Here is a 23345-nt window from a genome sequence, read left to right as displayed (position 1 = left end):
AGTTACCTTCTTGTTGTTTCACACTTACGGTTTCAAATTGGGTTTGTAGGCCTGACCGAGGCGCTCGTTCAGGCGGGTCAGGAAATCCTCGATCCGCGCCCGGTTGGTGCCCAGATCGCTTTGCCCCTGACGGGAGGCTGATCGCATATCGATGCGGGTCTCTTTGGGGCCAGCAAAGACCCGCAGTGCCACATCATCCTGAAAGCCGAACCAGCCGGTGGTGACCACTGCATCCAGACCATCCTGGCTCGGTCGTACCTGCCAGCCCAGCTCCTGCATCAGCTCGTTGGCTTCAATCAGCACTTCGGCAGGAGAGGCCCTGGTAAAGAGAGGACCGGGTTTTGCCTCAACTGCTTTCAGCGGTGCGCTATTTATTGGCAGATCCTGCGCCGTTCTGAGCTCTGCCGCCCAGCGTAGCTGGGGGGGATTGTAGGGATCTGTGCTCACATCGTTGATCAGCGGCATCCGCAGCGCCTGCAGCACAAAGGTCAGCGGTAGCAGCAGTGGCAAGGCGCCAAGGCCGCTGGCATAGCGGTTACGGCTCCAGGGCAGACGCACCAGCAAGATCAGGGAGACAAGGGCTCCGATGAGACAGATCGCAAAACCGATCCACCAGGGCCAGAGATGAAAGCGGCTGCCGAGGGCGCCAGCGAGCGGGAGTAACCAGGCCAGCAGGGGCCACAAGCAAGAGCGGGGCATAGCACGGGATCCATCGTCGAATGTGGACAATGCCGAGAAGGATAAACTTAATTGCCTGATAACGTTAGTAAATTGATGAGAGTTTGGCGTGGTTTTGGTCAGTTTTGCGAGGGAGATGCAGAGGTCGATGAAGCCCACCTGATGGGAGCTTCACCGAGAAAATGGTCAGTTGCGATGACTTAGTTGCGATAGAGCACTTTGATCAGATGAAAGCCGAACTTGGTGCGCACCGGTCCCAGCACCTTGAGCAGTTCACCCTTGAATACGGCATCGTCAAATGCTTTCACCATATCGCCCTTGGAAAATTCACCCAAATCGCCAAAACGCTTGCCTGAGGGACAGGTAGAGAAGCGCTTGGCCATCTGGCCGAAGTCGGCTCCCTTCTCGATCTTCTCCTTGATCTCCAGACACTGTTTTTCGGTCTTGACCAGAATGTGCTGGGCACAGGCTTTTTTCATCGGGGCGCTCCTGGGAGTGATGGCGAAGGTTGTTAACGCCAAGGGGGGTAGCAAATCGGGGCGCAAGAGTACCCCAATTTGCCACCGGCGTCAGCCATCACAGCCCGCCATTTACCGGCGATCGTCAGCCCTGTTACTGGCGAGCGCGGGTGGCCCGCACGACGCGGGGACGCGCTTGCCAGATGATCTCCAGCCCGAGCAGGGCGTAGAGGCTCCAGATGGCCAGCGGATTGAGCCACTCACCCCCCAGTTGCAGGGTCATCAGGGCGCAACCTGCCAGCAGCAAGGTGATGCCCGGCAGCCGCCAGTGGACGGGCAGTGGGGCCAGCAGCGCCATCGCCAGCAGAATGCCGAGGCCAAACGGCAGGTTCAGGGCGGTAAAGGCCAGCGCCTGCTGGCCACTCATGCCGGTCAGCAGGGCCAGCAGGGCGCTGCAACAGGCGAGAAAGGTGATGAACTCGAGACGATCGGCAATATAGTCAGCCATCTGTTCGCTACGTGCATGCATGATGTGTCTCCTTCAGTTGATGGTTCAAGTGTGAGGGAGGGGCGCTTGCAAAGGCAGCGGGATAATTCGATTGCGCTGAACGAGCAATTCTTAATCACCCGCTACGGCGGGCTTTAGGGTGTTCCGGGACTGTTAAACGGTGATGGTGGGGTGATGCCGACAAACTCTGTCGTGGTGGGTTTCTGGTGGTAATGAGAGGGGGAGAGGCGACAAATGGTGCCTGACGACGAAGTGAACCTTGTTCAGGGCAGGTCAATTCGCTTCCATCGGGAAAGCGGGCGGCGTCATTGTCACCAAAATGTGTGATTTGTGGTCAACCTCTTAAAAGATATGGTGAATTTGCCAATAGCGCCGCGCTGTCGCTGGCCGATGCCTATGTTAGGATAAGGTTCGCCATTTTTCTGGCGCGCATTTTTGTGTCACGGCCATGCACGGCATGGCGTGCTGCGCCGCATTCGGGGTTGGCCCGAAAGGGCGCTGGTTTCCTTCACCACAGATTCAGGAATATTGACCTTTGACAGGATGCATTTCATCCCTGCTGGCAGGGCGTTCACTGTTCGGCCCTGCGTTTCGCCGCGGCCTGCGGGTACTAGGGGTGGGCGTGTTGCTGTCGCTGCTGGCTTCGCCCGCGTTTGCCGCCAAGCTCACCTATCAGGTCAAGGGGTTGAAAGGGGAGAACAAGGATAACGTCGAAGCCTACCTCAATGCCCTGCCGGTCTATCAGGAGCGGCAATACCGCCCGGCCCGCGCCAAAATCACCGAGAGCGTGCAAAAGGCGCTGCAGGTTTATGGCTACTACCAGCCGAAAATCACCCTGAGTCGCGACAAGAAAACCCCGTCCAAAGTGGTGATTGAGGTGGACAAGGGGGAGCCGGTCATCGTCTCCCGCCTCGATATTCTGCTGGAGGGGGATGCGGGCAGCGACGAGCTCTACAGCGCCCTGCTGGACAAGTTGCCCCTCAAAGAGGGGGAGCCCCTCAACCACGCCAAATATGAATCCATCAAGGCGGATCTGGGCAGCCTCGGGCTGGCCCGCGGTTACTTTGATGCCAAGCTGAGCAAGAGCCAGGTCAAGGTGTTCCCGGACAAGGGGACGGCGGAGATCTTTATTCTGTTCGAGTCGGGCCATCGCTACCGTTTTGGCGAGATCCGCTACGATGCCACTCCCGAAGCGCTTCACCTTATTCGCCCGCTTATCAACATCAAGAGCGGCGACCCCTATCTCGCCATCCGTCTGGCCGAGATGTCGCAGGATGTCTCCTCCACCAAGCTGTTCCGTCAGGTCGATATCAAGCCGGTATTGAGCGAGGCGAGCAACTATCGGGTGCCCATTGCGGTGACGCTGGATAACCGGGTCGATCACGAAATCGAGACAGGTATCGGTTACGCCACCGACGTGGGGCCGCGGATGAGTGCCACCTGGGAGAAGCCCTGGGTCAACCGCTATGGTCATCGTCTGTTTGCCACCGCCAAGGTGTCGGCGCCGGAGGCAGAGCTCAGCTTCGACTATCAGATCCCGGTGGGCAACCCGCTGCGGGACTACTACTCCATCCAGACCGGCTACCAGTACAAGGACAACAACGATACCCGCTCCGATCTCACTACCATCGGTGTACACCGCTGGACGCGGCGGCCGGAGAGCTGGGATCGGGACGTCTTTATCCGGCTGGAGAACGAGATCTATACCCAGGGCGCCGACGAGGGGAACAGCTTGCTGCTGATCCCCGGGGTCTCCTGGTCCCGACTGCGGGTGCGCGGTACTCTGGTGCCCGATTGGGGGGATCGCCAGCAGCTGACGCTGGAGTTCTCCGATCCCAGATGGGGCTCCGACATCAGCTTTATGCGGGTGTGGGGACGCAGCAAGTGGCTGCGAACTCTTGGCGATAACCACAGATTCCTGATGCGGGCCGAGCAGGGGGCCATCATAGGTGACAGCTTCTCGCTGGTGCCGCCTTCTCTGCGTTTCTTTACCGGTGGCGATCAGACGGTGCGCGGCTTTGGTTACGAGAGCATCTCCCCCACCGGGCCGGATGGCAAGCTGACCGGTGGCCGTTACACCAGCGTGGCCAGTCTGGAATACAACTACCGCTTCAGCGAGAAGTGGCTGGGGGCCATGTTTGTGGATGGCGGCACCTCAACCACCGATTACAGCGAGCCCTGGAAAATAGGTACCGGCGTCGGTGTACGCTGGGTCACCCCCATCGGCCAGGTCAGGCTGGATCTGGCGGTCGGGGTATCGGAGGAGGACAAGCCCTTGCGGCTGCATTTCGCATTGGGGCCTGAATTATGATGTTGTCTAAACGCTTTTTTCTTTGGCCGCTGCGGCTGTATCTTGCGCGGGGGTCTGCATTGTGATCTGGCTAAAACGTATTTTTCTCTGGCTGATGGGGCTGGTGTTCCTGCTGCTCATCGGCGTCAGCCTGCTGGGCTTTACCCATCAGGGCAACAAGTGGTTGTGGCAACAGGCCAAGGGAGCGCTGCCCTCCCTCAAGGGGGAGCTGGTGGCGGGCCAGCTTGGCTATGGCTGGACTCTGGAAGGGGCGGGTTGGCAGGATGAGCTGGTGGATGTCACGGTGGATCGCGCCGTGCTCGACTGGGATCTCGGCAAGTTGCTGCAGGGCAAGCTCTGGATAAAATCCCTGGTGGTTACCCATCCGGTGGTCAAGGTAGCCGACTCCGAGCCTGCGCCGGAAGAGCCGTCGGAGCCTTTTGTCTGGCATCCGCTCCCCCTCAAAATTCAGGTCGACAGCCTCAAGGTGGCCGATCTCGATCTGGCGGTGCCCGGCGTGGCAGTGACCCTGGGGTCCCTCGATATCGGCGCCACCCTCAACCGTAAGGGGCTGATTGTACGCGGCCCGGTGCTCGATAACCTGAAGGTGACGCTGGACGACGCGGCACCTGCCAGCGCAGCCAAATCCGCCAAGCAGCCGGCCGCTAACGAGAAGCAAGCCGGAGCTGCGGTGGCGCGCAACGACAAGGCCAGCGCCGAGACAGCCAAACAGGGCAAAGGGGCGCCAGCTGCGAACACGGCAAAGGCTGCCCCCATTCTCCTGCCCGCCATTCATCTTCCTTTCCCCATCCAGCTGGAAGGGGTCAGCGCGACCCGGGTGCAATATAAGCAGGGCGAGCTGATTGAAGGGCTCGACAAGCTGCTGCTGTCGGCCACTGCTGCCGACGATCGCATCGAGGTGCGCGAGCTCTCGCTGCGCCACGCCATGGCCGATCTGGCGCTCAAGGGACACATCCAGCTCAGTGACGACTACCCGCTGGCGGTGACGCTGGATGCCAAGGCCCGCAAGGGGCTGCTGGATGGCGAGCTGCAGGGTGAGCAGGCCACGCTGGCGCTGAGCGGTTCGGTCGGCAAGCTGGGGTTGGCGTTGTCGGCCAAAGGGCCGATTGCAGCCAATCTCAAGGGCTCGCTGGCCGCTCTCGACCCGGATCTCCCTTTTGATCTGGCCCTCGACTGGAAGAGCCTCGGCTGGCCGTTGCACAAGCCTGCCAAAGATGAGCCGAGCTATCGGCTGGACAAGGGGAGCCTGACTGCCAAGGGCAAGCTCTCCGGCTACCAGTTTGCCCTCAATACCTCCGGCAAGGGGACCGATGTCCCCCCCTTCAAGCTTGCGCTGGACGGCAAGGGGGATCTGGAGCGGCTCAGCAAGATCGCCTTGCAGCTCAACGCCCTCAAGGGGGAGCTCAAACTCGATGGCAAACTCGCCTGGAACAAGGGGGTTGAGTGGCAGGGGACCACACTGTTCAAGGGGATCAATCCGGCCGAGCTGCTGCCCGAGCTGAAAGGGACGCTGGCCGGTGAGCTGGAGAGCCGTTTCGTGATGAACGAGGCGGGCCACTGGGAGCTGAAACTGCCCAAGCTCAAGGTGGATGGCAAGCTCAACCAGTATCCGTTGGCCCTCAAGGGGGAGCTCAGCGGTAACGACAAGATGGAGTGGCAGATCCCGGCGCTCTCGCTGCAAAGTGGCCCCAACCAGTTGCAGGCCAAGGGCAGTATCAGCAGCGCCCAGTGGAAGCTCGATGCCAACCTGCAGGCTCCCCAGCTGGGGGGCATCTATCCTGGCCTGAAAGGGGATATCAAGGGACAGGTGAAGGTCAGTGGCAATCAGCAGACGCCAAAAATCGATGCGGATCTGGCCTCCGACCGGCTCTACTATGCCGGCACCGACCTGAAGGGTATTAGCCTCAAGGGCAATGTGGCGATCGGTGCCAAACCGGCCGGTGAGCTCGCGTTGTTGGTGGCGCAGTTGAAACAGGGGGATACCAAGCTCAGCCAGCTGGCCCTGAACCTCAGCGGCGATATCAGTCAGCATCTGTTGACCCTGACCATGAAGGGTGACCCTGTTGCGGCCAACCTTAAACTGGGTGGCGGCGTGCGCGGGGATCACTGGCGCGGGGCGCTCTCCGAGTTGCAGTTGAAAACCCCGCTGCGCCGTTGGGACTTGAGCTCCCCCTGGGCACTGGATCTCGATCTGCCGCGTCAGCGGCTGGCGATGGGGGATCTCTGCCTCGGCTCCCAGGGGGCCAGCCTCTGCGTCAAGGGGAGTCAGGTCTCCGCTGCGCAGGGCACCCTGGAGTTTGCCCTGAGCGAGTTTGATCTCAAGCGGCTGCGCCCCTGGTTGCCGGACAACTTCCGCTGGCAGGCGATGCTCTCCGCCGATGGGCGTGCCAGCTGGCGTGGCAATCAGCCGACCCTGCATGCGGTGGTGCGCACCACTCCGGGCACTTTTGTGGCCGATGGCCTCAAGACCGACTATCAGCAGCTGGCCCTGGCCCTGGATTTCGAGCGGCAGCAGGCGGCTATTCGCCTCGATTTTGCCTCCAAACAGATCGGCAATATCGATACCGATCTGCTGATCAAGGAGCCCGCCGGTCGCGGTCTGCTCGGTGGTCAGCTCAAGTTTGACGATCTCAAGCTCAATACCTTCGCGCCGCTCATCCCTGAGGTGCGCTCCCTGCAAGGGATCATCTCCGCCGATGCCCGCTTCGACGGCACGCTGGCGGCGCCCCTGCTGTTTGGCCAGCTCAACCTGCGTGACGGTGAAGTGCAGACCCACTCCGACATGGTCACCCTGACCAAGCTGGTGACCCGCCTCAAGATCGAGGGCAACCGCGCCGAGCTCGATGGCTCCATGCTGGTGGGCAAGGGGCCGCTGGCGTTGGGCGGCTGGCTCAGTTGGGCCAAGATGCCGGTCAGCGGCAGCCTCACCATTCAGGGTAAGGATCTGGAGGCGCAATATCCGGGCATGGGCCGGGTCAGAGTCTCTCCCGATATCGCGGTGTCGCTGGGGGAGGAGACCCGGATTACCGGTCAGGTGGATATTCCCTGGGCGCGCATTCTGGTCAAGAGCTTGCCGGATTCGGCAGTGGCGGTCTCCGATGATGTGACTGTGGTCTATGACGATCTGCCACCGGCTCCCAAGCAGGCCAGCCTGCCGCTGGCGATGAAGGTGGCGATCCGCCTTGGCAACGATGTGAAGCTTGATGCCATGGGGCTGAAGACCGATGTCTCCGGTGGTCTCAATATCCGTCAGGATCCCGAGAAACCGCTGGCAGGCAACGGCCAGCTGGTGCTGACCAACGGCCGCTTCAAGGCCTATGGTCAGAACCTCATCATCAAGGAGGGGCGGATCCTCTTCTCCGGTCCGCTGGATCGGCCGTTCCTCAACATCGAAGCCAACCGGGATCCCGATACCATCGAGGGTCAGGTGACGGTCGGGGTGCGGGTGACCGGCCCTGCCAGCAAGCCGGAGATCACCGTCTACTCCGAGCCGCAGATGGCGCAGTCAGAGCAGCTTTCCTATCTGCTGCGGGGCAAAGGGCTGCAAACCAACGGAGAAGATGGCGGTTTCAACGGTCTGCTGGTGGCCGGTGCGGTCAATCAGGCCAATGGCGTGGTGTCGAGCATCGGCGAGTCGCTCGGGATGAGCGATGTCTCCCTCGATACCGCGGGCAGTGGCGACAACACCCAGGTGACTTTGTCGGCCTATCTGCTGCCGGGCTTGCAGTTCCAGTACGGGGTCGGGGTTTTCAGCCCCATCGCCGAATTCAAGCTGCGCTACGAGGTATTGCCACGGCTCTATCTGCAGGCGATGAGCGGGGTGGCTCAGGCGGTTGATATCTTCTATCGCTTCACCCTGTAACGCTTCATCCCGTAACTGGGCTGATATGAACGTAAACGGGAGGCGCAGGCCTCCCGTTTTTTATTGCGCGATCGGCAGCAGGCAAACGGCGATAAGGGACTGGTGTGCAGAGGAATAACGGATTGGGCAGACCAGAAATGCGAAAACCCGGCGCTAGGCCGGGCTTTCTGAATGATGGTGGAGGGAGAAGGATTCGAACCTTCGAAGGCAGAGCCGTCAGATTTACAGTCTGATCCCTTTGGCCGCTCGGGAACCCCTCCACGGGGTATTGCTTTCAAATTGTCGCACTTGAAATGGTGGAGGGAGAAGGATTCGAACCTTCGAAGGCAGAGCCGTCAGATTTACACTCTGATCTCTTTGGCCGCTCGGGAACCCCTCCACAAGTACGAGGCGCATACTAACAGATCTTCCGGTTTTGTGAACCCCCAAGCAGGATTTTTCCATTAAAAGAATTGGATTTGTGGCCGATAACCAGTGAAATCGCCATTTTCGAGAGTTATCTCATGCTGCCCAGTTCAATCCGTAATCACCTGCTCGTAGATGAGGGCCAGTTGGGGCAGCGCCTCAACCGCGACCTGCAGCATGGGGATCGGGCGGATTTCCGGTTGCATCTGGCCCTGCTGACTGATGCGGTGGAGGAGCAGCCCTGGTTTGATGCCAAACCGGCGGCCACTCCCCAGAGCCGTGACTGGCGTCTGCACTTTGACCTGAGACCGGCAGAGGTGCTGGTGGCTGAAGGGGCGGGGAGTGATTGCAGTGCCATCAATGAGCGGCTGCAACAGGGGGGAAGCATGGTGGATGTGCGGCTCTGGCTGGCGCTGCAAATGCCGCCGCTTGCGGTCAAACAGCCGCTGCTGGATGAGGCTGTCTACGACAACCTGTCGCCGCTGGCGCGGGAGCGGTTGCAAGGAAAGCTGGCCGATGTGCCGAGGCAGGAGGATCCGCTGGTATTGCTGCCGATCCTCGATCGTTTGCAAGAGGGGGTGGATACCCGGTTGCAGTGGCTCAGTTGATGGCGCCTGTTCACTGGTGTAACGCGATGCTTGTCGGCAAATCACAGGCAACAAAAAGGCGGGTGACCCCGCCTTTATGCTCTTTAGAATTTTTAGCCTTGCGGCATGCTATCAAGCGTCAGCTTCATCCGGTTGCGGCTGCTCTTTGAGCGCAGCGTTGGCACGACGGGCAATCGGCTTTTCGGTGTGACGGTTGAGTTGGCGCTCCAGTTTTTGCCCCAGTTCGTTGATGGCGGCGTAGAGATCCTCATGCTCTGCCTGGGCAAACAGTTTGCCGTTGGGGATGCCAGCACTGGCTTCGACAGTGAACATCAGACGCTCTTTGGAAACAATCACATGGGGTGTGATGAGAGGCACCTGAAGACGTTCGAGCTTTTCAAAACGGGATTCGATGCGCTCGCGGATAGCCGGGGTGATGTCGATGATTTTGCTGGTAATTTCGATTTTCATATTGGCCCCCTTCGGGTCGTCTTGCTTGTGTCTTCACCTTCAGATTACTCATTGGTAAAGATTGAAATGTGATCCATGTCACATAACCTTCCCTTGGCTATTCAGCAACTTATAAATTGTGATCTTTTCCGGTTTCGTGCCAAAAACAGCTTGAGCTCCATGAAACTGGCAGGCAGTATGACGGGAATAGGATCGTTTCTGTCCCTTCTTGGCAGCACTTCGTGTCGACCTCATGTCCGGTTTCCACTGCTTGATATCGCATGTTTGTACTCTTCCCTCGCAACCTCTGATCTGATGAGCGGATGCAGGGGGCGTTGCTATGCCTGATTGGACATCAAACGTGGTTGGTTGTTGTGTTGGAGTGGTAAATGAAGCAGCAGGCCACGCAAGTCATGTGGTTTTTCGATCGGCAACATGATCAGTGGAGTCTCTCTGATCAGGGGGCCTACCAGCAGTGGCAAGGGGAGGGCAATCATCCCTGGGCCGCTCGCCTGTTACCGGAAGATGAGGCAGGCTTTGCCGACTTTCTCGTCCGGCTTCATGAATCACATCTGCCTGAACAGTTCATCGGTCATCTGAAAGATGATCAGGGGCAGCTCAACCATGTGCTCTGGAGCGGCCAGTTTGTGCCCACCCAGCAGATCTGCTGTGGCTGGCTGGCCCCTCTTGATACCGCCAACAGTGCGGTCTCCTCCCTCAATCTCTCTTTGCCGTTGCTGCAAACCACCCTGCTCACCCAGTTGGCGCAGGCGCTTTCTGCCCGCACCGGGCTCGATTTCTTCAATACCCTGGTCAGCCAGTTGGCCCATATCCTCAAGGTGGATGCGGTCTGGGTGGGTGAGTTGTGCGGTGCCGACCGGGTCAAAGTGCTGGCCGCCGACGGGCTGGCGCAGAAGGATTATCCGCTGGCGGGATCCCCCTGTCAGGAGCTCTACAAGCAAGGGGCCATCTGTTTCGAGGTGATCGACGAGTCGCAGGAGTATCAACCCTGGCTGGCGGCCGGGCAGACTTATTATGGTCAGCCGCTGTTTGATGCCAGAGGCCAACTTCTGGGCCATCTGGCGCTGCTCTATTCGGCCCCGGCAGATACCAGCAATCTCACCTCGGTGCTCAATACCTTCTCGGTACGGATGGTGGCCGAGCTGGAGCGATTGCAATCAGATGCCCAGATGCGGCTCTCTGCCGTTGCATTCGAGACCCACGAAGGGATCATCATCACGGATCCGGGGTTCAAGATCTTGCGGGTCAACAACGCCTTCAGCCAGATCACCGGCTTCGACAGCCAATCGGTGCTGGGCCTGCATCTGGAAGAGGATCTCTGGCCAAATCTGGGGGGGCTCGGCTACGAGCTCAATACCCTCAGCCGCTGGCAGGGGGAGACCCAGCGTCGCCATGTCGATGGTCACACCTATCCCCAGTGGGAGATAGTGACACCGGTGCAGGATGAAAAAGGGGTGATCAGCCACTTTGTCATCTGTTTTGAAGATATTTCCGAGCGCAAGGCGGCCGAGCGACGCATTCAGGATCTCGCCTATTACGACGAGCTGACCGGATTGCCCAATCGCCGTCAGTTGCATGAGACCCTGGTGCAGACCTTCAACGAGGCGACCCGCGATGGCTTGATTGGCGCGCTGCTCTTTATCGATCTCGATCACTTCAAGACCATTAACGACTCCCTCGGCCACGCCACCGGTGACTGGTTGCTCAAAGAGGTCGCCGCCCGTCTCAAACGGTTGGTGAGACAGGGGGATTGTCTGGCCCGCCTCGGCGGTGACGAGTTTGTGTTGCTGCTGCCATCGCTCTCGGCCAGCCCGCCCCAGGCGGAGATGCAGGCCGATATCATTGCCGAGCGGCTCATCACCGAGATTGCCGCTCCTTATACCTATGTGGGGCAGGTGCTGCACATCGGCGCCAGTGTCGGCATTACCCTGTTTCCGGATCGGGAGCAGGGGGTTGATGATCTGCTCAAGCAGGCGGATACCGCCATGTATCAGGCCAAGTCCGCTGGCCGCAAGACCCGTCGCTTCTTCGATGCCTCGATGCAGCAGCAGGCGGATCGCCGTCTGCTCATTCACAACGAGCTGCGTAACGCCCTCAGCCAGCAAGAGCTGACCCTCTACTATCAGCCCCAGCATATGGTCGATGGCGGCGATATCATTGGTGTCGAGGCGCTCATTCGCTGGCAGCCGGCCGGTCGCTCGCTGGTCTCGCCGGCAGAATTTATCCCCATCGCCGAGGAGACCGATCTGATTGTCGATATCGGCAACTGGGTGCTGCACGAGGCGTGCGCCCAGTATGTGCTGTGGGAGGAGAACGGCATCCACATTCCGCAGATCTCGGTCAACGTCAGTGCCAAGCAGTTCCATGCCACTGATTTTGTCGAGCGGATCCACGATGTGTTGGCGCAAACCGGCATGGATCCGGCCTGCCTCAATCTGGAGATCACCGAGTCCGTGGTGCTGGGCCATGCCGAGGACACCATCAGCAAGATGACCGAGCTCAAGGAGCTCGGCATCAGCTTTGCCATCGACGATTTTGGCGCCGGTTACTCCTCCCTGAGCTACCTCAAGCGGCTGCCTGCCGATGAGCTCAAGATCGACCGCTCATTCATTCAGGACATCCCGAAAGATGGTGACAACATGGCCATCGTCGAGGCGGTGATCGCCATGGCGCGACATATGGGGTTCAACGTCACGGCGGAAGGGGTGGAGTCCCGTCAGCAACTGGAGTTTCTCAAGGCGCAGGGGTGCAGTTTCTATCAGGGCTATCTCGCCTCCAAGCCGCTGCCGGTGCCCTATCTGGAGAAATATGTACAGCGGCTGACCAGACCGGAGCAACTGCGCGAAATACAGCTGAGTGAGGCAGAAAAATAGTCCCTGCTCCCCGCTGTAGCGCTGCCCGGCAACGGGTAGAATGAGAGGCAGTAGACCCACCGCCACCGGGCGGTGTATTGCCCTCAATGGAGATGTTCAGTGAAAGCTGTATGGGGAATTGTTTTGTCGGCGCTGTTTGTGCCGACCCTGATGGCGCAGACTGCCGACCAGACGCTCTACCGTCAGGCGTATGACGCCGTACGGGCCAATGATCAGGCCCGTTTCCAGCAAATTCGTGCCCGTTTGACCCATTACCCCCTGCTCCCTTACCTCGATTACTATCAGCTCGCCTTTCGTCCGGGGGCAGCCGATTACAACGATGTGACCCGCTTTATCCGCCAGCATGGGGATACCCCCCAGTCCAACCGGCTGGAGCGCAGCTATCTGACCTATCTGGCCCAGAGCCAGCAGTGGTCGCAGTTCCTGCGCTTCTATCCGGCCAAGCCGAGCTCCACCGATTTACTCTGCATGCATTATCAGGCGCTCTATTACACCGGCAAGCCGAAAGAGGCGTTGCAGGGGGCGGGCAAGATCTGGATGAGTGGTCAATCGCGCCCCGATGCCTGCTCCCCGCTGTTCCAGCTGTGGCAGGCATCCGGTCAGCGTACCCAGGAGAAGATCTGGCAGCGGATGACGCTGGCGTTCGAGGCGGAAAACCCCAATCTGATCCGCCACCTTGGCGCGACCCTGGGTAGCGGCTTGCAGAGCTATGGCGATCAGATGGTGACCCTGTTCGAGCAGCCCGCCAAGGCGATGAACCCGGCCTATTTCAGCAGCAACCCCTATTCCCGCAAGCTGCTCTCCCTCGGTTTGACCCGCTATGCCAATCAGGAGCCGGAGTCGGTGCTGCGCCAGCTTGCGCTGTTTCGCAGCCGTTTCGGCCTGACCCAGGCCGAGGTGAAACCGGTAGAGCGTGCGATTGCCCGCCGCCTGCTGCTGGATCGCTCCATTGCCCAGCGCAGTTGGGTCGACAGCACGGTGAAAAAGCTGGCGGATCCCGATATCACCGAGCTGCGGGCACGTCTTGCGATTTGGGAACAGGATTGGCGTGGCCTCTCCGGCTGGGTGAAGATGATGCCGATGGCCCGTCAGAAAGAGGATCGCTGGCGCTACTGGATGGCGCGCTCCCTTGAAGTGCAGGGGCAGCAAAAACCGGCGCGGGATCTCTATCTGGAGACCGCCAACCTGCGCGGTTTCTACGGCTTTATGGCCGCCCAGCGCACCGGGGTGCCTTATCGCATCAAGAACCAGAGCGTCAAGCATGTACCGGACTGGCGCACGGCCAGTCAGCGCTGGCCCTTCCTGTTGCGGGTGCGCGAATTGCTCTCGATGAACGAGATTGCGGCGGCCCGTTCGGAGTGGATCCACAACATGGATCGCAATCCGGTGGCCCAGCGCATCGAGTTTGGTCATATCGCCCTCAATCAGGGCTGGCACGAGCTGGCCATTCTCGCCAGCATTCGCGCCGAGGCGTGGGATGCCCTCGACCTGCGCTTCCCGCTGCCGCTCAAACGCACCTTCTCCCTGATGGCGCAAGAGCGCACCATGAACACCAGTTTGCTCTATGCCATCTCCCGTCAGGAGAGTGCCCTCTATCCGTTGGCCCAGTCGCCGGTGGGGGCGCGCGGTCTGATGCAACTGATGCCTGCTACTGCCAAAGAGACTGCCGGCAAGCTGGGGGTGCCCTATCGCAACGAGCAGCAACTGTTTGATCCGACGATGAATATTCGTCTGGGGAGCGCCTATCTCAAGCGCTTGCTGGATGTCTATGATGGTAACCGGATCCTGGCGGCGGCCGCCTACAACGCCGGGCCAGGACGGGTAAAACGCTGGCGAGAGCAGAGTGACAACAAGCCGATGGACGTGTGGGTCGAGAGCATCCCCTACAAGGAGACCCGCAACTACGTGCAAAACGTGTTGTCGTTCGATCTCATCTATCAGCACAAGCTGCAGCAGCCGCTGCGCTTCATGTCAGAGCGGGAGCTCAATCACGCCTATTGAGTCGGGGGCCGCCAGCCGGCCCCTGTTTTCAAATTTCCCTGCTGCCGGGTATCATCGGGTAAGGTTTTGTTACCAAAGGAAACATGCCTGGTGACCTGGCTCCGGGAATTGCATCAGGCCGCAGGGTATACTCGGGCGTCGGCACCGACAGGTTCCCCCACAATAAAGGAATGGATAGTGGCAACGATTAAAGACGTTTCTCAGCTGGCAAATGTGTCTATCTCCACCGTGTCGCGGGTTATCAACAACACTGCACAGGTAGCACCGGAAAAGCGTGAGGCCGTACTGGCGGCCATGAAGGAACTGAATTTTCGACCCAACAGTTTTGCCCAGGCACTGGTCAGCAAGCGTTCCAACTGCATTGGCGTGCTGGTTGGCGACCTCTGCGGCGGCCCCTTCTTTGCCCAGATGATGCGTGGCATCGAAACCATGGTCGATCAGGCCAACAAGTTCACCATCGTCATGTCTGGCAACCACGATATCGCGCGCGAGCGTCACGCCATTCAGGCGCTGCTGCAGCGACAGTGCGATGCGCTGATCCTCCACAGCAAGGCGCTCCCGGACGAGGAGCTGAGCGAGCTGGCGGCAGGCTCTACCCCCATCGTGTTTATCAACCGTCAGGTGCCGGGCGCGGAAGATCGCTGCGTCTGGCTCGATAACCAGGCGGGGATCACCACCGCGTGCCAGCACTTGCTGGATGCCGGTCATCGCAACATCGCTTTTATCACCTCCGATGATGAAGAGTTTGTCGATGGTCAGCAGCGGATGGCCGGTTACACCCAGACTCTGGCGAGAGCCGGGATCGCCTTTGAGCCTGCTCTCGTCAGCCGCGCCTATGCCGACGAAAATGGCGGATATGTGGCGATGAGTGAATTGCTGGCCCGTGGTGTCGAGTTCACGGCCGTGCTCGGTTTCAACGACGGCATGGTGGCGGGGGCTATCTCTTGCCTGCTGGAGCGGGGTTACAAGATCCCGCAGCAGGTATCGGTGGTGGGGTTCGACGATATCCCCTACGCCCGCTACATCTATCCCAAGCTCACCACGGTGCGCTACCCCATCGAGGAGATGGGCAGCCGCGCCGCCGAGCTGGCGCTGCGTCTGCTCGATCACAAGCCGGTGGACGGCCTGGCGCTCAAGTTTGAAGCCCAGCTGGTGGAGCGGGAGTCAGTCGCCTGACGAGTGTCAAACAGCGAACAACAGTGTGGCCCCATCGGGGCCACACTGTTTTCTGCGTTATCTGAATAATCCGCCATTTATCCCGCCAGGGCGATCCGCTGCTGACGGCGCGCCTCCACCCCTTCTGCCACCATATCGAGCAGCTGCCTTGTCTGTTCCCAGCCGATGCAGCTATCGGTGATCGACTGGCCGTAGCGCAGCGGTTTGCTGTCAATCTCTTGACGCCCTTCGCAGATAAAACTTTCCACCATGATGGCGGCGATGGCATGGCTACCAGCACCCAGCTGGTCGGCAATGTCACGGGCAACCAGCAGCTGGCGGGCATGTTGTTTCTGGCTATTGCCGTGGCTGCAATCGATCATCAGGCGAGGGGAGAGATGATGCTGGCGCAGCAGCTCGCCAGCCTCTGCCACATGACTGCACTGATAGTTTGGCTGGCGGCCACCGCGCAGGATCAGGTGGCAGTTGGGGTTGCCATGGCTGCGCACCAGTGCCAGCTGGCCATCACCTGAAGGTTGGGTATAGAGGTGGGCTGCCCGGCTGGCGAGGATCGCCTCGACCGCGATCCGGATATTGCCGTCTGTACCGTTTTTAAAACCGATGGGGCAGGGAAGGGCCGAGGCCAGTTGGCGGTGGAGCTGGGATTCGGTGGTGCGGGCGCCGATGGCACCCCAGCTGATGAGATCCCCCAGATAGAGCATGCTGGTGAGATCGAGAAATTCGGTGGCACAGGCGAGCCCTTCCTGTCCAAGTGCCAACAGTAACTCCCGAGCCTGGGATAGGCCCTTTTCCAGTTGATCGCTGCCATCGAGGTCGGGATCGAAGATAAATCCTTTCCAGCCGAGCGTCGTGCGCGGCTTTTCGAAATAGGTGCGCATCACCAGTTGCAGCTGCTCCCCGTATTGGCCCTGCAGTTCAGCGAGCCGGCCACCATAGTCGCGGGCGGCTGCCGGATCGTGAATGGAGCAGGGGCCGATCACCAGCAGTAGGCGATCATCCTCTCCCTGCAGAATATGGCGGGCTTGCTGGCGGCTGCGAGCGATCTGGCGAGCGAGCCGTGCTGGATAGGGTCTGGCCTTTAACATCTCGTCAGGGGTGGGCAGGGTGGCAAGGGGTGAAGCATTCAGAAGTGAGGTGAACATGAGCGATCCTGATGAAAATGGAAATCTGCATGCTCTTTGCTGTCCAGTGGGGATCTTCCCCTTATTCTCTTGGTTAACAGAGCACGGGCATGGGCCCGCGCTCTGTTATATCGACCTTGGCTACCTTAGAAGCGGGCTGAGCCGCTGACGTAGTAGCTGCGACCCGGTTCCACGTTCTGGAAGACAGTATCTTTCTCTTGCAGGCGCACGTCGGTCAGGTTGTTGATCCCCAGTCGCAGGTCAAAGTTCTCGGTGACCTTGAAGCCGGTGCCGAGATCGAAGGTCTGATAGCTGGGCAGCTTGTGCAGTACGACAACCTTGTTGACGGTCTGCTCGGCAAACTGGGTGCCGGTGTAGGTGGTGCCGACAAAGGCATTGACCCGCTCGGTGGCCTGCCAGGTGATCTTGGCATTGGCCTTGTGCTCCGGCCGCTCGGGCAGAGCCTGACCCTGATCGCCTTCAGCCTTGAGGTAGGTGTAGTTGGCGCCAAGGTTGATACTGTCAGTGAGATCGAGCTTGCCGGTCAGCTCCAGCCCCTTGGTGGTGGCTTTCTCCAGGTTGTACCAAGTGCGGTCAGTGGAGTTCGGCAGCTGTTTGAAGGTGAGCATGTCGTCGATGTCGGAGTAGAACAGGGTGGCGCTGGTCTCCCAGATCCCTTCTCCTGCGATGACACCCAGCTCGTAGTTGGTGCTGGTTTCAGGCTTGACCTTGTCACTGCCATAGATGCGGCAGCTGCCGCCGCAGCTCTCGATGCTGTAACCGTTGGAGTACTGGTGTGGTGCCGGTGCCTTGAAGGCCTGGCTGACACCGCCTTTCACTGTCACCACATCGTTCATCTCATAGACCAGATAGCCGCGCGGGGTGAAGTGGCTGCCGTAGATCTCGTGGTGATCGTAACGGCCGCCCAGGGTGAAGGTCAGGCTGTCGGTCAGGCCAATTTCATCCTGGGCGAACAGTGCCTCCTGAGAGTGACTCTCTTTGCCGCCGATATCCTTGTAGCTCACCGCATCCACCAGCTCCCGATCCAGATATTCACCACCCAGGGTCAGGTAGTGGTTGGCCAGCGCCAGGTTGGTATAGCCCTTGAGGGTCAAGGTGTTCTCTTCCAGCTCCCGCTGCTGTGGGGCAGAGTAGCTGGTGTTGAAGTCGTCGATCTGGGAAGTCTCGTAGTTGGCCATGACGGTGGTGTCACCCCAGCTCCAGTTCCCCTTGTGGGTCAGACCAAACAGGTTGCGATCGTTTTGCTGCTGGCGGCTGTGCACCTTGTTGCCTGTTTTGCGGAAGATATCGAGAGGCCGCTCATCCTGGTTGTAGAGGTAATCCAGCTCGAAGCGTTGTTGCTCATCCACCAGCCAGCTCAGGGTAGAGGCGAAGTTGCGGGTCTGCTTTGCTTCGATAAGGGGGATACCGTCAGCAGCTTCGGTGGGGGTCCAGGCTTGACGGTCATACACCTCGCCGTTCATCCGGATCAGCAGGTTGTCGGTCAGCGGGCCGGTAAAGCCCAGGTTGGTTCTGTGCTGATCGCCGCCATCCTTGCCCTCGATGGCTTTGAAGTCGGCATCGGCCGCCCCTTGCCAGGTTTTGCCCGGCTGCTTGGTGATGATGTTGATGACACCACCGATGGCATCGGAGCCATAAAGTGCCGACATGGGGCCACGGATCACCTCGACCCGCTGGATCATGCCAAGGGGCACGGGAGTGTTGTCGAAGTTGCCGCCGCGCCACAGGGCATTGGAGGAGGAGAGGCGTTTGCCATCCACCAGTACCAGGGTGTACTTGCCGGACATGCCGCGAATGCCGATATCGCTGCGGCCATTGGTGTCAGCTTCAGCCTGAATGCCCACTTCGTGGCGCAGCAGGTCGGCAAGGTCATTGACGGGCGCGGCGGCGATCTGTTCGGCCGTGATGACAGAGATGGAGGCCGGTGCCGAGCGGGTATTGTGCGCCGTGGTGGTGACGGTGATCACCTCATCGGCTTGAGGGGCGTTGCTGGCGGCGATGGCTTGCTGGGTCAGCAGAGTGACGATGGTGGTGGCCAGCAGGCTGGGAGCAATAAAACGGGAGGTTGAGGATTTCATTATTTACATCTTCCATAACATTCAAATGATAAGCGTTATCATTATCAAGTTGAATTTGCTCCGATCGCAACTCTTTTTTATCGGCGAAGTTCAGTTTCGTTCGTCACCTTCTTTTGACTAAAAAGAAGTTAATGAAATTGATTCTCATTTGTATTGATCGTTTTTTCGCTCCTTGTTAGGATGCCGTTCACCCTGATATCTGGTGAGTCAAATGACTCACTTTAAGTCGTGTCAGGCTGTGATTCATTCCAAGGAGTAGCACCGTCATGTGTGACCATGCACTGGAAGGAGAGTGGCCCGCAGCAACTGCCGGGCTGGATAAAGCGTGCTGTTTTGCCAGCGGTGACAGGGTTCTGGTTGCTTCCGGTATCCACGACAGTTTTATCGGCATCCCGCCGGAGAAGCTGCTCGCCCATCTGCGTCAGTTGCGCCAGCAGGGGATGGCCAATCCCATCGCCATCGGCGCCATTCCGTTTGATACCCAATCCCCCTGGCATTTGGTGATCCCGGCGCAATCGCAGTGGGTCGCAAGGGATGCGATGTTGCCCGCCCGTTGTTGCCAGCTCCATGGCGAGGTGAGCGAAGTAACGGGCGCTGCCCACTATCAGGGGGCGGTGCGGGCAGCGCTGCAGCAGTTCAGTGAGGGCCAGCTTGAGAAGGTGGTGCTGTCACGCGCCATCGACGTGCAGAGCGCAGAGCAGACCTCACCCGCACACGCCTATGGCTCTCTGCTAGCCCAGAATCCGGGGGCCTATGTGTTCCAGATCCCGTTGCCGGAGGAGGAGACCCTGCTTGGCGCGAGCCCCGAGCTGCTGGTATCGCGCAGCGAGATGGCGGTGGTGAGCAATCCGCTGGCGGGCTCCCGTCCGCGCCACGCGTTTTCCGATCAACAGGCGGCCAGTGCCGAACTGCTGGGTGCGCAGAAGGATCGCTATGAACATGCGTTGGTGGCCGATGCAGTCGCTGCGGCCCTCTCTCCCTTCTGCCGCGAGCTGGATGTCCCCACGGAGCCGCAGGTGATCGCCACTCCTACCATGTGGCACCTCTCGACCCGTATCGCCGGGCGGCTCCATGAACCCTCTCCCGTGTTGGCTCTGGCGCTGGCACTGCACCCGACACCGGCGGTGTGCGGAACGCCGCTCTCGGCAGCGCGTCAGGCCATCGCCCGGCTTGAGGGGTACGATCGCCGTTTCTACTGTGGCGCTGTCGGCTGGATGGATGCCGATGGCAATGGCGAGTGGGTGGTCACCATTCGCTGTGGCGTGCTGGCCGGCAAGCAGCTGCGGCTCTATGCCGGCGCCGGGGTAGTGGTGGGCTCTTCGCCGGAAGCGGAGTGGCAGGAGACTGCCGCCAAGCTCGGCACCATGTTGCGTGCCTTCGGCCTCGAAAGCCGGGAGCCGGAGGTAACTGCATGAAGCCGCTGGTACCCTTTACCCCCTGGCCCGCCGAGCTGGCTGCCCACTACCGGGCACAAGGTTGGTGGCGCGGACAACCGCTCACCGCCCTGTTCGATGACTCCGCCGAACGTTATCCCGAGCGCACGGCCCTGATCTGCGGCGAGCGAACCCTCAGTTATGGCCAGTTAAAGCGTGAGGTTGATGCGCTGGCGGCGCGGCTGGCCGCGCACGGGCTGGGCCACGGAGATACCGCGCTGGTGCAGTTGCCCAACTGCGCCGAGTTCTATATCTGCTGGTTTGCCCTGATCCGCTGCGGCGTGGTGGCGGTGCATGCCCTCTACAGCCATCAGCGGCGCGAGCTGGTGGCCTTTGCCCGCCAGATTGAGCCCGCCTTGCTGGTACTCACCCCCTCCCATCCCGGCTTTGCCGGTGAAGCGGGGAGCTTGGCGGTCCTTGGTGAGCGGGTATCGCCTTCTTGCCAGACACTGCTGTTCGAGCAGGTAGAAGGCTCCGATCTTCAGTCAGGATTTGCATGGTGTCAGCCTGACCCGATAGCCCGTGCTGATGGTTCGCCGCTGACGGCTATCGCGCCAACTCCTACCCCGGCTGATCAAGTCGCTTTTTTCCAGCTCTCCGGCGGCAGCACCGGCACCCCCAAACTGATCCCCCGTACCCACGATGACTATGGCTACAGCGTGCGCCAGAGCGTGGCGGTGTGCGGTTGGGATGAGCGGGTGATCTATCTATGCGCTCTGCCAGCGCCCCACAACTTTCCCCTGAGCTCCCCCGGGGCACTCGGGGTGTTTTATGCCAGTGGCTGCGTGGTGCTGGCAAAGGACCCTTCCGCCGCAACCTGTCTGCCGCTGGTGCAGCGCCATCAGGTCAACTGGGCGGCACTGGTGCCACCGGCTCTGGCGCTCTGGCTGGAGGCGGCCAGCCACTATCCGCAGACCTCTCTGGAGTGTGTGCAGGTGGGGGGCGCGCGCCTCAGCCCGGCTCATGCCGATGCGGTAGCGAGCCGCCTTGATTGCCGCTTGCAGCAGGTGTTTGGCATGGCCGAGGGGCTGGTCAACTACACCCGCATCGAGGATGACCAGTGGCACATCGTCAATACCCAGGGCCGCCCGATGAGCCCGGGCGACGAGGTGGAGGTGCGGGATAGCGACGGACGCCCCTTGCCCGATGGTGAGTGCGGCGAGCTCTGGACGCGTGGCCCCTACACCTTTCGCGGCTACTTCCAGGCCGATGCCCACAATCAGCGGGCTTTTGACCGGGACGGTTTCTACTGCACCGGCGATCTGGTCTGCCGCTTGCCCGGCGGTCATCTGATGGTGGTGGGGCGCAACAAGGATCAGATCAACCGAGGTGGGGAGAAGATCGACGCCCTCGAAATTGAAGAGCTGTTGCTGACCCACCCGGAGGTGCGGCAGGCGGCGCTGGTCGCCATGCCGGATCCCATGCTCGGGGAGCGCAGCTGCGCCTTTTTGATGTGCCGCGAGCCCCTCAATCTGCCCCGTTTGCGCCGTTTCCTGCGCGAGCAGGGGGTGGCCGATTACAAACTACCCGATCGCCTGGTGCTGGTGTATAAACTGCCTCACACCCCGGTCGGCAAGATAGACAAACAGACGCTGCGCGAGCAGCTCGCCAAGGAGTGTGCATGACCATTCAATCCCTCGCCGCCTATCCGCTGCCTACCGCCGAGGAGCTGCCAACCGGGCGGGTGAACTGGCCCTTCGAACCGGGCCGTGCCGCCTTGCTGGTCCACGATATGCAGCACTATTTCGTCGACTTCTACGGGCCGGACAATCCGCTGATCAATCAGGTTATCGACCATATCGCCACCCTGATCCGTCAGGCGCGAGCTCTTGGCATGCCGGTGGTCTATACCGCCCAGCCCGCCGAGCAGAGTCAGGCCGATCGGGCGCTGCTCAACGACATGTGGGGGCCGGGGTTGACCCGAGCGCCGGAGCGCCAACCAATCGTTCCTGCGCTGGCGCCCGAGCCGCAGGATACGGTGCTGACCAAGTGGCGCTACAGCGCTTTTTGCCGCTCACCGCTGGCCGAGCTGATGGCCGAATGGGGGCGGGATCAGCTGGTGATCTGCGGCATCTACGGCCATATCGGGGTGATGCAGACGGCGGTCGATGCCTTTATGCGCGATATCCGCCCCTTCCTGGTGGCAGATGCCATCGCCGACTTCTCCCGCGAGGATCATCTGCTGGCGCTATCCTACGTCAGCCGCAATGCAGGTCGGGTGATTACCGTGGCCGAGGTGATGGCGGCCAGCAAACGCCCCCTGACTCGCGAATCGCTACGGGCTCAGGTGTTGGCACGGTTGCCTGCCGAGATGCAGCAGGAGCAGCCCACCGAGGATGACAACCTGCTCGACTACGGTCTCGACTCGCTGGCTGTGATGGGGCTGGTGGAGGAGTGGCGTCAGCAGGGGCTGGTGGTGGAGCTGGCCGAGCTGGCCCGCACGCCGACCCTGGCCCATTGGTGGGCGCTCCTCTCCCGTCAGCTTAATGTCAGTCAGGCCACGGCTTATCAGGCCAACGAAGATCACGTCAGCGAACCGGAGTGCACCCCATGAGCGAGTGGCAAGGCAGAATCGTCTGGGTGACCGGAGCAGCGCAGGGAATTGGCCATGCGGTGGCGCGCACCTTTGCCGAGGCGGGGGCCAGCGTGGTGGCGTTCGATCTGCAACTGGCCGAGGCACTGCCCGGCAACGTGAAGAGGGTGGTGATCGATGTCAGCGACAGCGAGGCCTTGACCCGCTGCTGCGAACAGCTGCTCGACGAGGGGCTGGGGCCCGATGTGCTGGTCAATGTCGCGGGCGTACTGGCGACCGGCAGGATCGATGAGGTGGATGACGCCCTCTTGCAGCACACCTTCGCCATCAACACCTTCGCCCCCTTCTACCTGATGCGGGCCCTGACCCCCTGGTTTCAGGGACGGCGCAGGGGCACCATCGTCAATGTCTCCTCCAATGCCGGTCGGGTGCCGCGAGTGGGGATGGGCATCTATGGTGCCTCCAAGGCGGCGCTGACCAGCCTCACTCAAACGGCAGGGCTGGAACTTGCCCCCTATGGGGTGCGCTGCAATCTGGTGTCGCCGGGCTCGACCCGAACCCCGATGCTGTACGGCATGTGGCAGGAGGGGGAGGCGGAGCAGCAGGAAGGAGAGCTACGCACCATCGCGGGCCTGCCCGGGCAGTTCAAGCTGGGGATCCCCCTTGGCAAACTTGGGACCCCCGACGAGGTTGCCGCCTGCGTGCTGTTTCTCGCCTCCGATGCCGCCAGCCATATCACCCTGCAGGATCTGGTGGTCGATGGCGGTGCCACTCTGGGGGTCTAGCCCGCGCGCTGCCGATCTGGCAGGCGTGACACTCTACTTTATGG

At 60.6% G+C, this 23345-nt stretch carries 16 protein-coding genes and 2 tRNA genes; 10 read left to right on the top strand and 8 right to left on the bottom strand.

The window, feature by feature from the left end:
- Positions 1 to 24: 24 nt before the first annotated feature.
- The 3 genes from AB5Y82_RS16780 to AB5Y82_RS16770 all read right to left on the bottom strand — a co-directional run bounded on the left by AB5Y82_RS16780 (position 25) and on the right by AB5Y82_RS16770 (position 1665).
- On the bottom strand, positions 25 to 699 hold the full coding sequence (locus AB5Y82_RS16780; protein WP_368174264.1) for a DUF1499 domain-containing protein: 675 nt from the start codon (positions 697 to 699) through the stop codon (positions 25 to 27).
- Positions 700 to 878: 179 nt separating this feature from the next.
- On the bottom strand, positions 879 to 1157 hold the full coding sequence (locus AB5Y82_RS16775) for a peptidylprolyl isomerase (protein WP_040066119.1): 279 nt from the start codon (positions 1155 to 1157) through the stop codon (positions 879 to 881).
- A gap of 133 nt (positions 1158 to 1290) precedes the next feature.
- A complete protein-coding gene (locus AB5Y82_RS16770; RefSeq protein ID WP_111899671.1) occupies positions 1291 to 1665 on the bottom strand; it encodes a hypothetical protein in 375 nt (124 codons plus the stop codon).
- A 514-nt stretch (positions 1666 to 2179) separates the two neighbouring features.
- Between AB5Y82_RS16770 and AB5Y82_RS16765 the strand changes: the two genes are divergently transcribed.
- Together AB5Y82_RS16765 and AB5Y82_RS16760 are read left to right on the top strand one after the other, a co-directional pair.
- Complete coding sequence (locus AB5Y82_RS16765; RefSeq protein ID WP_111899672.1) at positions 2180 to 3955, top strand: autotransporter assembly complex family protein; 1776 nt, start codon at positions 2180 to 2182, stop codon at positions 3953 to 3955.
- Positions 3956 to 4016: 61 nt separating this feature from the next.
- The gene (locus AB5Y82_RS16760) at positions 4017 to 7817 is read left to right on the top strand and encodes a translocation/assembly module TamB domain-containing protein (protein ID WP_111899673.1); all 3801 of its coding nucleotides are present in this window, start codon (positions 4017 to 4019) and stop codon (positions 7815 to 7817) included.
- A gap of 175 nt (positions 7818 to 7992) precedes the next feature.
- Here the strand turns inward: AB5Y82_RS16760 and AB5Y82_RS16755 are convergent.
- Both AB5Y82_RS16755 and AB5Y82_RS16750 read right to left on the bottom strand, forming a co-directional pair.
- Positions 7993 to 8077 (bottom strand) — tRNA-Tyr (locus AB5Y82_RS16755).
- A 34-nt stretch (positions 8078 to 8111) separates the two neighbouring features.
- Positions 8112 to 8196 (bottom strand) — tRNA-Tyr (locus tag AB5Y82_RS16750).
- A gap of 124 nt (positions 8197 to 8320) precedes the next feature.
- Between AB5Y82_RS16750 and AB5Y82_RS16745 the strand changes: the two genes are divergently transcribed.
- Positions 8321 to 8830 (top strand): VC2046/SO_2500 family protein, encoded by a 510-nt coding sequence (locus AB5Y82_RS16745; protein ID WP_111899777.1) that lies wholly within the window; start codon positions 8321 to 8323, stop codon positions 8828 to 8830.
- A gap of 111 nt (positions 8831 to 8941) precedes the next feature.
- Here AB5Y82_RS16745 and raiA read toward each other — a convergent pair whose 3' ends face one another.
- A complete protein-coding gene (raiA, locus tag AB5Y82_RS16740) occupies positions 8942 to 9280 on the bottom strand; it encodes a ribosome-associated translation inhibitor RaiA (protein ID WP_005334257.1) in 339 nt (112 codons plus the stop codon).
- Positions 9281 to 9648: 368 nt separating this feature from the next.
- Between raiA and AB5Y82_RS16735 the strand changes: the two genes are divergently transcribed.
- The 3 genes from AB5Y82_RS16735 to AB5Y82_RS16725 all read left to right on the top strand — a co-directional run bounded on the left by AB5Y82_RS16735 (position 9649) and on the right by AB5Y82_RS16725 (position 15330).
- Entirely contained in the window at positions 9649 to 12153 is a 2505-nt protein-coding gene (locus AB5Y82_RS16735) for a bifunctional diguanylate cyclase/phosphodiesterase (RefSeq protein WP_058058057.1), read from the top strand.
- A gap of 99 nt (positions 12154 to 12252) precedes the next feature.
- Positions 12253 to 14154 (top strand): transglycosylase SLT domain-containing protein, encoded by a 1902-nt coding sequence (locus tag AB5Y82_RS16730; protein ID WP_111899674.1) that lies wholly within the window; start codon positions 12253 to 12255, stop codon positions 14152 to 14154.
- 177 nt (positions 14155 to 14331) lie between these two features.
- Positions 14332 to 15330 (top strand): LacI family DNA-binding transcriptional regulator, encoded by a 999-nt coding sequence (locus tag AB5Y82_RS16725; protein ID WP_042080223.1) that lies wholly within the window; start codon positions 14332 to 14334, stop codon positions 15328 to 15330.
- 77 nt (positions 15331 to 15407) lie between these two features.
- On the opposite strand, the gene AB5Y82_RS16720 is transcribed toward AB5Y82_RS16725, so the two are convergent.
- Both AB5Y82_RS16720 and AB5Y82_RS16715 read right to left on the bottom strand, forming a co-directional pair.
- Complete coding sequence (locus tag AB5Y82_RS16720; protein ID WP_368174263.1) at positions 15408 to 16472, bottom strand: 3-deoxy-7-phosphoheptulonate synthase; 1065 nt, start codon at positions 16470 to 16472, stop codon at positions 15408 to 15410.
- Positions 16473 to 16597: 125 nt separating this feature from the next.
- Positions 16598 to 18550, bottom strand: a complete 1953-nt coding sequence (locus AB5Y82_RS16715; RefSeq protein ID WP_159143469.1) for a TonB-dependent receptor — start codon at positions 18548 to 18550, stop codon at positions 16598 to 16600.
- A 266-nt stretch (positions 18551 to 18816) separates the two neighbouring features.
- On the opposite strand from AB5Y82_RS16715, the gene AB5Y82_RS16710 reads away from it, so the two are divergent.
- From AB5Y82_RS16710 to dhbA, 4 genes are read left to right on the top strand one after another with little or no spacing between them, the layout of a single operon-like run.
- Positions 18817 to 19965, top strand: a complete 1149-nt coding sequence (locus tag AB5Y82_RS16710; protein WP_111899677.1) for an isochorismate synthase MenF — start codon at positions 18817 to 18819, stop codon at positions 19963 to 19965.
- On the top strand, positions 19962 to 21608 hold the full coding sequence (locus AB5Y82_RS16705; RefSeq protein ID WP_368174262.1) for a (2,3-dihydroxybenzoyl)adenylate synthase: 1647 nt from the start codon (positions 19962 to 19964) through the stop codon (positions 21606 to 21608). The genes AB5Y82_RS16710 and AB5Y82_RS16705 overlap by 4 nt, the downstream gene beginning before the upstream one ends.
- Complete coding sequence (locus AB5Y82_RS16700; protein WP_111899679.1) at positions 21605 to 22537, top strand: isochorismatase family protein; 933 nt, start codon at positions 21605 to 21607, stop codon at positions 22535 to 22537. Before AB5Y82_RS16705 ends, AB5Y82_RS16700 begins: the two co-directional genes overlap by 4 nt.
- Positions 22534 to 23301 (top strand): 2,3-dihydro-2,3-dihydroxybenzoate dehydrogenase, encoded by a 768-nt coding sequence (gene dhbA / locus AB5Y82_RS16695; protein WP_111899680.1) that lies wholly within the window; start codon positions 22534 to 22536, stop codon positions 23299 to 23301. The genes AB5Y82_RS16700 and dhbA overlap by 4 nt, the downstream gene beginning before the upstream one ends.
- Positions 23302 to 23345: the final 44 nt, after the last annotated feature.

The organism is Aeromonas sp. s13 (assembly GCF_040907905.1).
GTDB classification, from domain to species: domain Bacteria; phylum Pseudomonadota; class Gammaproteobacteria; order Enterobacterales; family Aeromonadaceae; genus Aeromonas; species Aeromonas veronii.
Note: the sequence above shows the minus strand (reverse complement) of the source record. Positions and strands in the feature narration are given on the sequence as shown.

Excerpts from the sequence above, each read along its gene's own strand:
- AB5Y82_RS16780 (WP_368174264.1), bottom strand. The coding sequence starts at position 699 with ATGCCCCGCTCTTGCTTGTGGCCCCTGCTGGCCTGGTTACTCCCGCTC.
- AB5Y82_RS16775 (WP_040066119.1), bottom strand. The coding sequence starts at position 1,157 with ATGAAAAAAGCCTGTGCCCAGCACATTCTGGTCAAGACCGAAAAACAG.
- AB5Y82_RS16770 (WP_111899671.1), bottom strand. The coding sequence starts at position 1,665 with ATGCATGCACGTAGCGAACAGATGGCTGACTATATTGCCGATCGTCTC.
- AB5Y82_RS16745 (WP_111899777.1), top strand. The coding sequence starts at position 8,321 with ATGCTGCCCAGTTCAATCCGTAATCACCTGCTCGTAGATGAGGGCCAG.
- raiA (WP_005334257.1), bottom strand. The coding sequence starts at position 9,280 with ATGAAAATCGAAATTACCAGCAAAATCATCGACATCACCCCGGCTATC.
- AB5Y82_RS16735 (WP_058058057.1), top strand. The coding sequence starts at position 9,649 with ATGAAGCAGCAGGCCACGCAAGTCATGTGGTTTTTCGATCGGCAACAT.
- AB5Y82_RS16720 (WP_368174263.1), bottom strand. The coding sequence starts at position 16,472 with ATGTTCACCTCACTTCTGAATGCTTCACCCCTTGCCACCCTGCCCACC.
- AB5Y82_RS16715 (WP_159143469.1), bottom strand. The coding sequence starts at position 18,550 with ATGAAATCCTCAACCTCCCGTTTTATTGCTCCCAGCCTGCTGGCCACC.
- AB5Y82_RS16710 (WP_111899677.1), top strand. The coding sequence starts at position 18,817 with ATGTGTGACCATGCACTGGAAGGAGAGTGGCCCGCAGCAACTGCCGGG.
- AB5Y82_RS16705 (WP_368174262.1), top strand. The coding sequence starts at position 19,962 with ATGAAGCCGCTGGTACCCTTTACCCCCTGGCCCGCCGAGCTGGCTGCC.
- AB5Y82_RS16700 (WP_111899679.1), top strand. The coding sequence starts at position 21,605 with ATGACCATTCAATCCCTCGCCGCCTATCCGCTGCCTACCGCCGAGGAG.
- dhbA (WP_111899680.1), top strand. The coding sequence starts at position 22,534 with ATGAGCGAGTGGCAAGGCAGAATCGTCTGGGTGACCGGAGCAGCGCAG.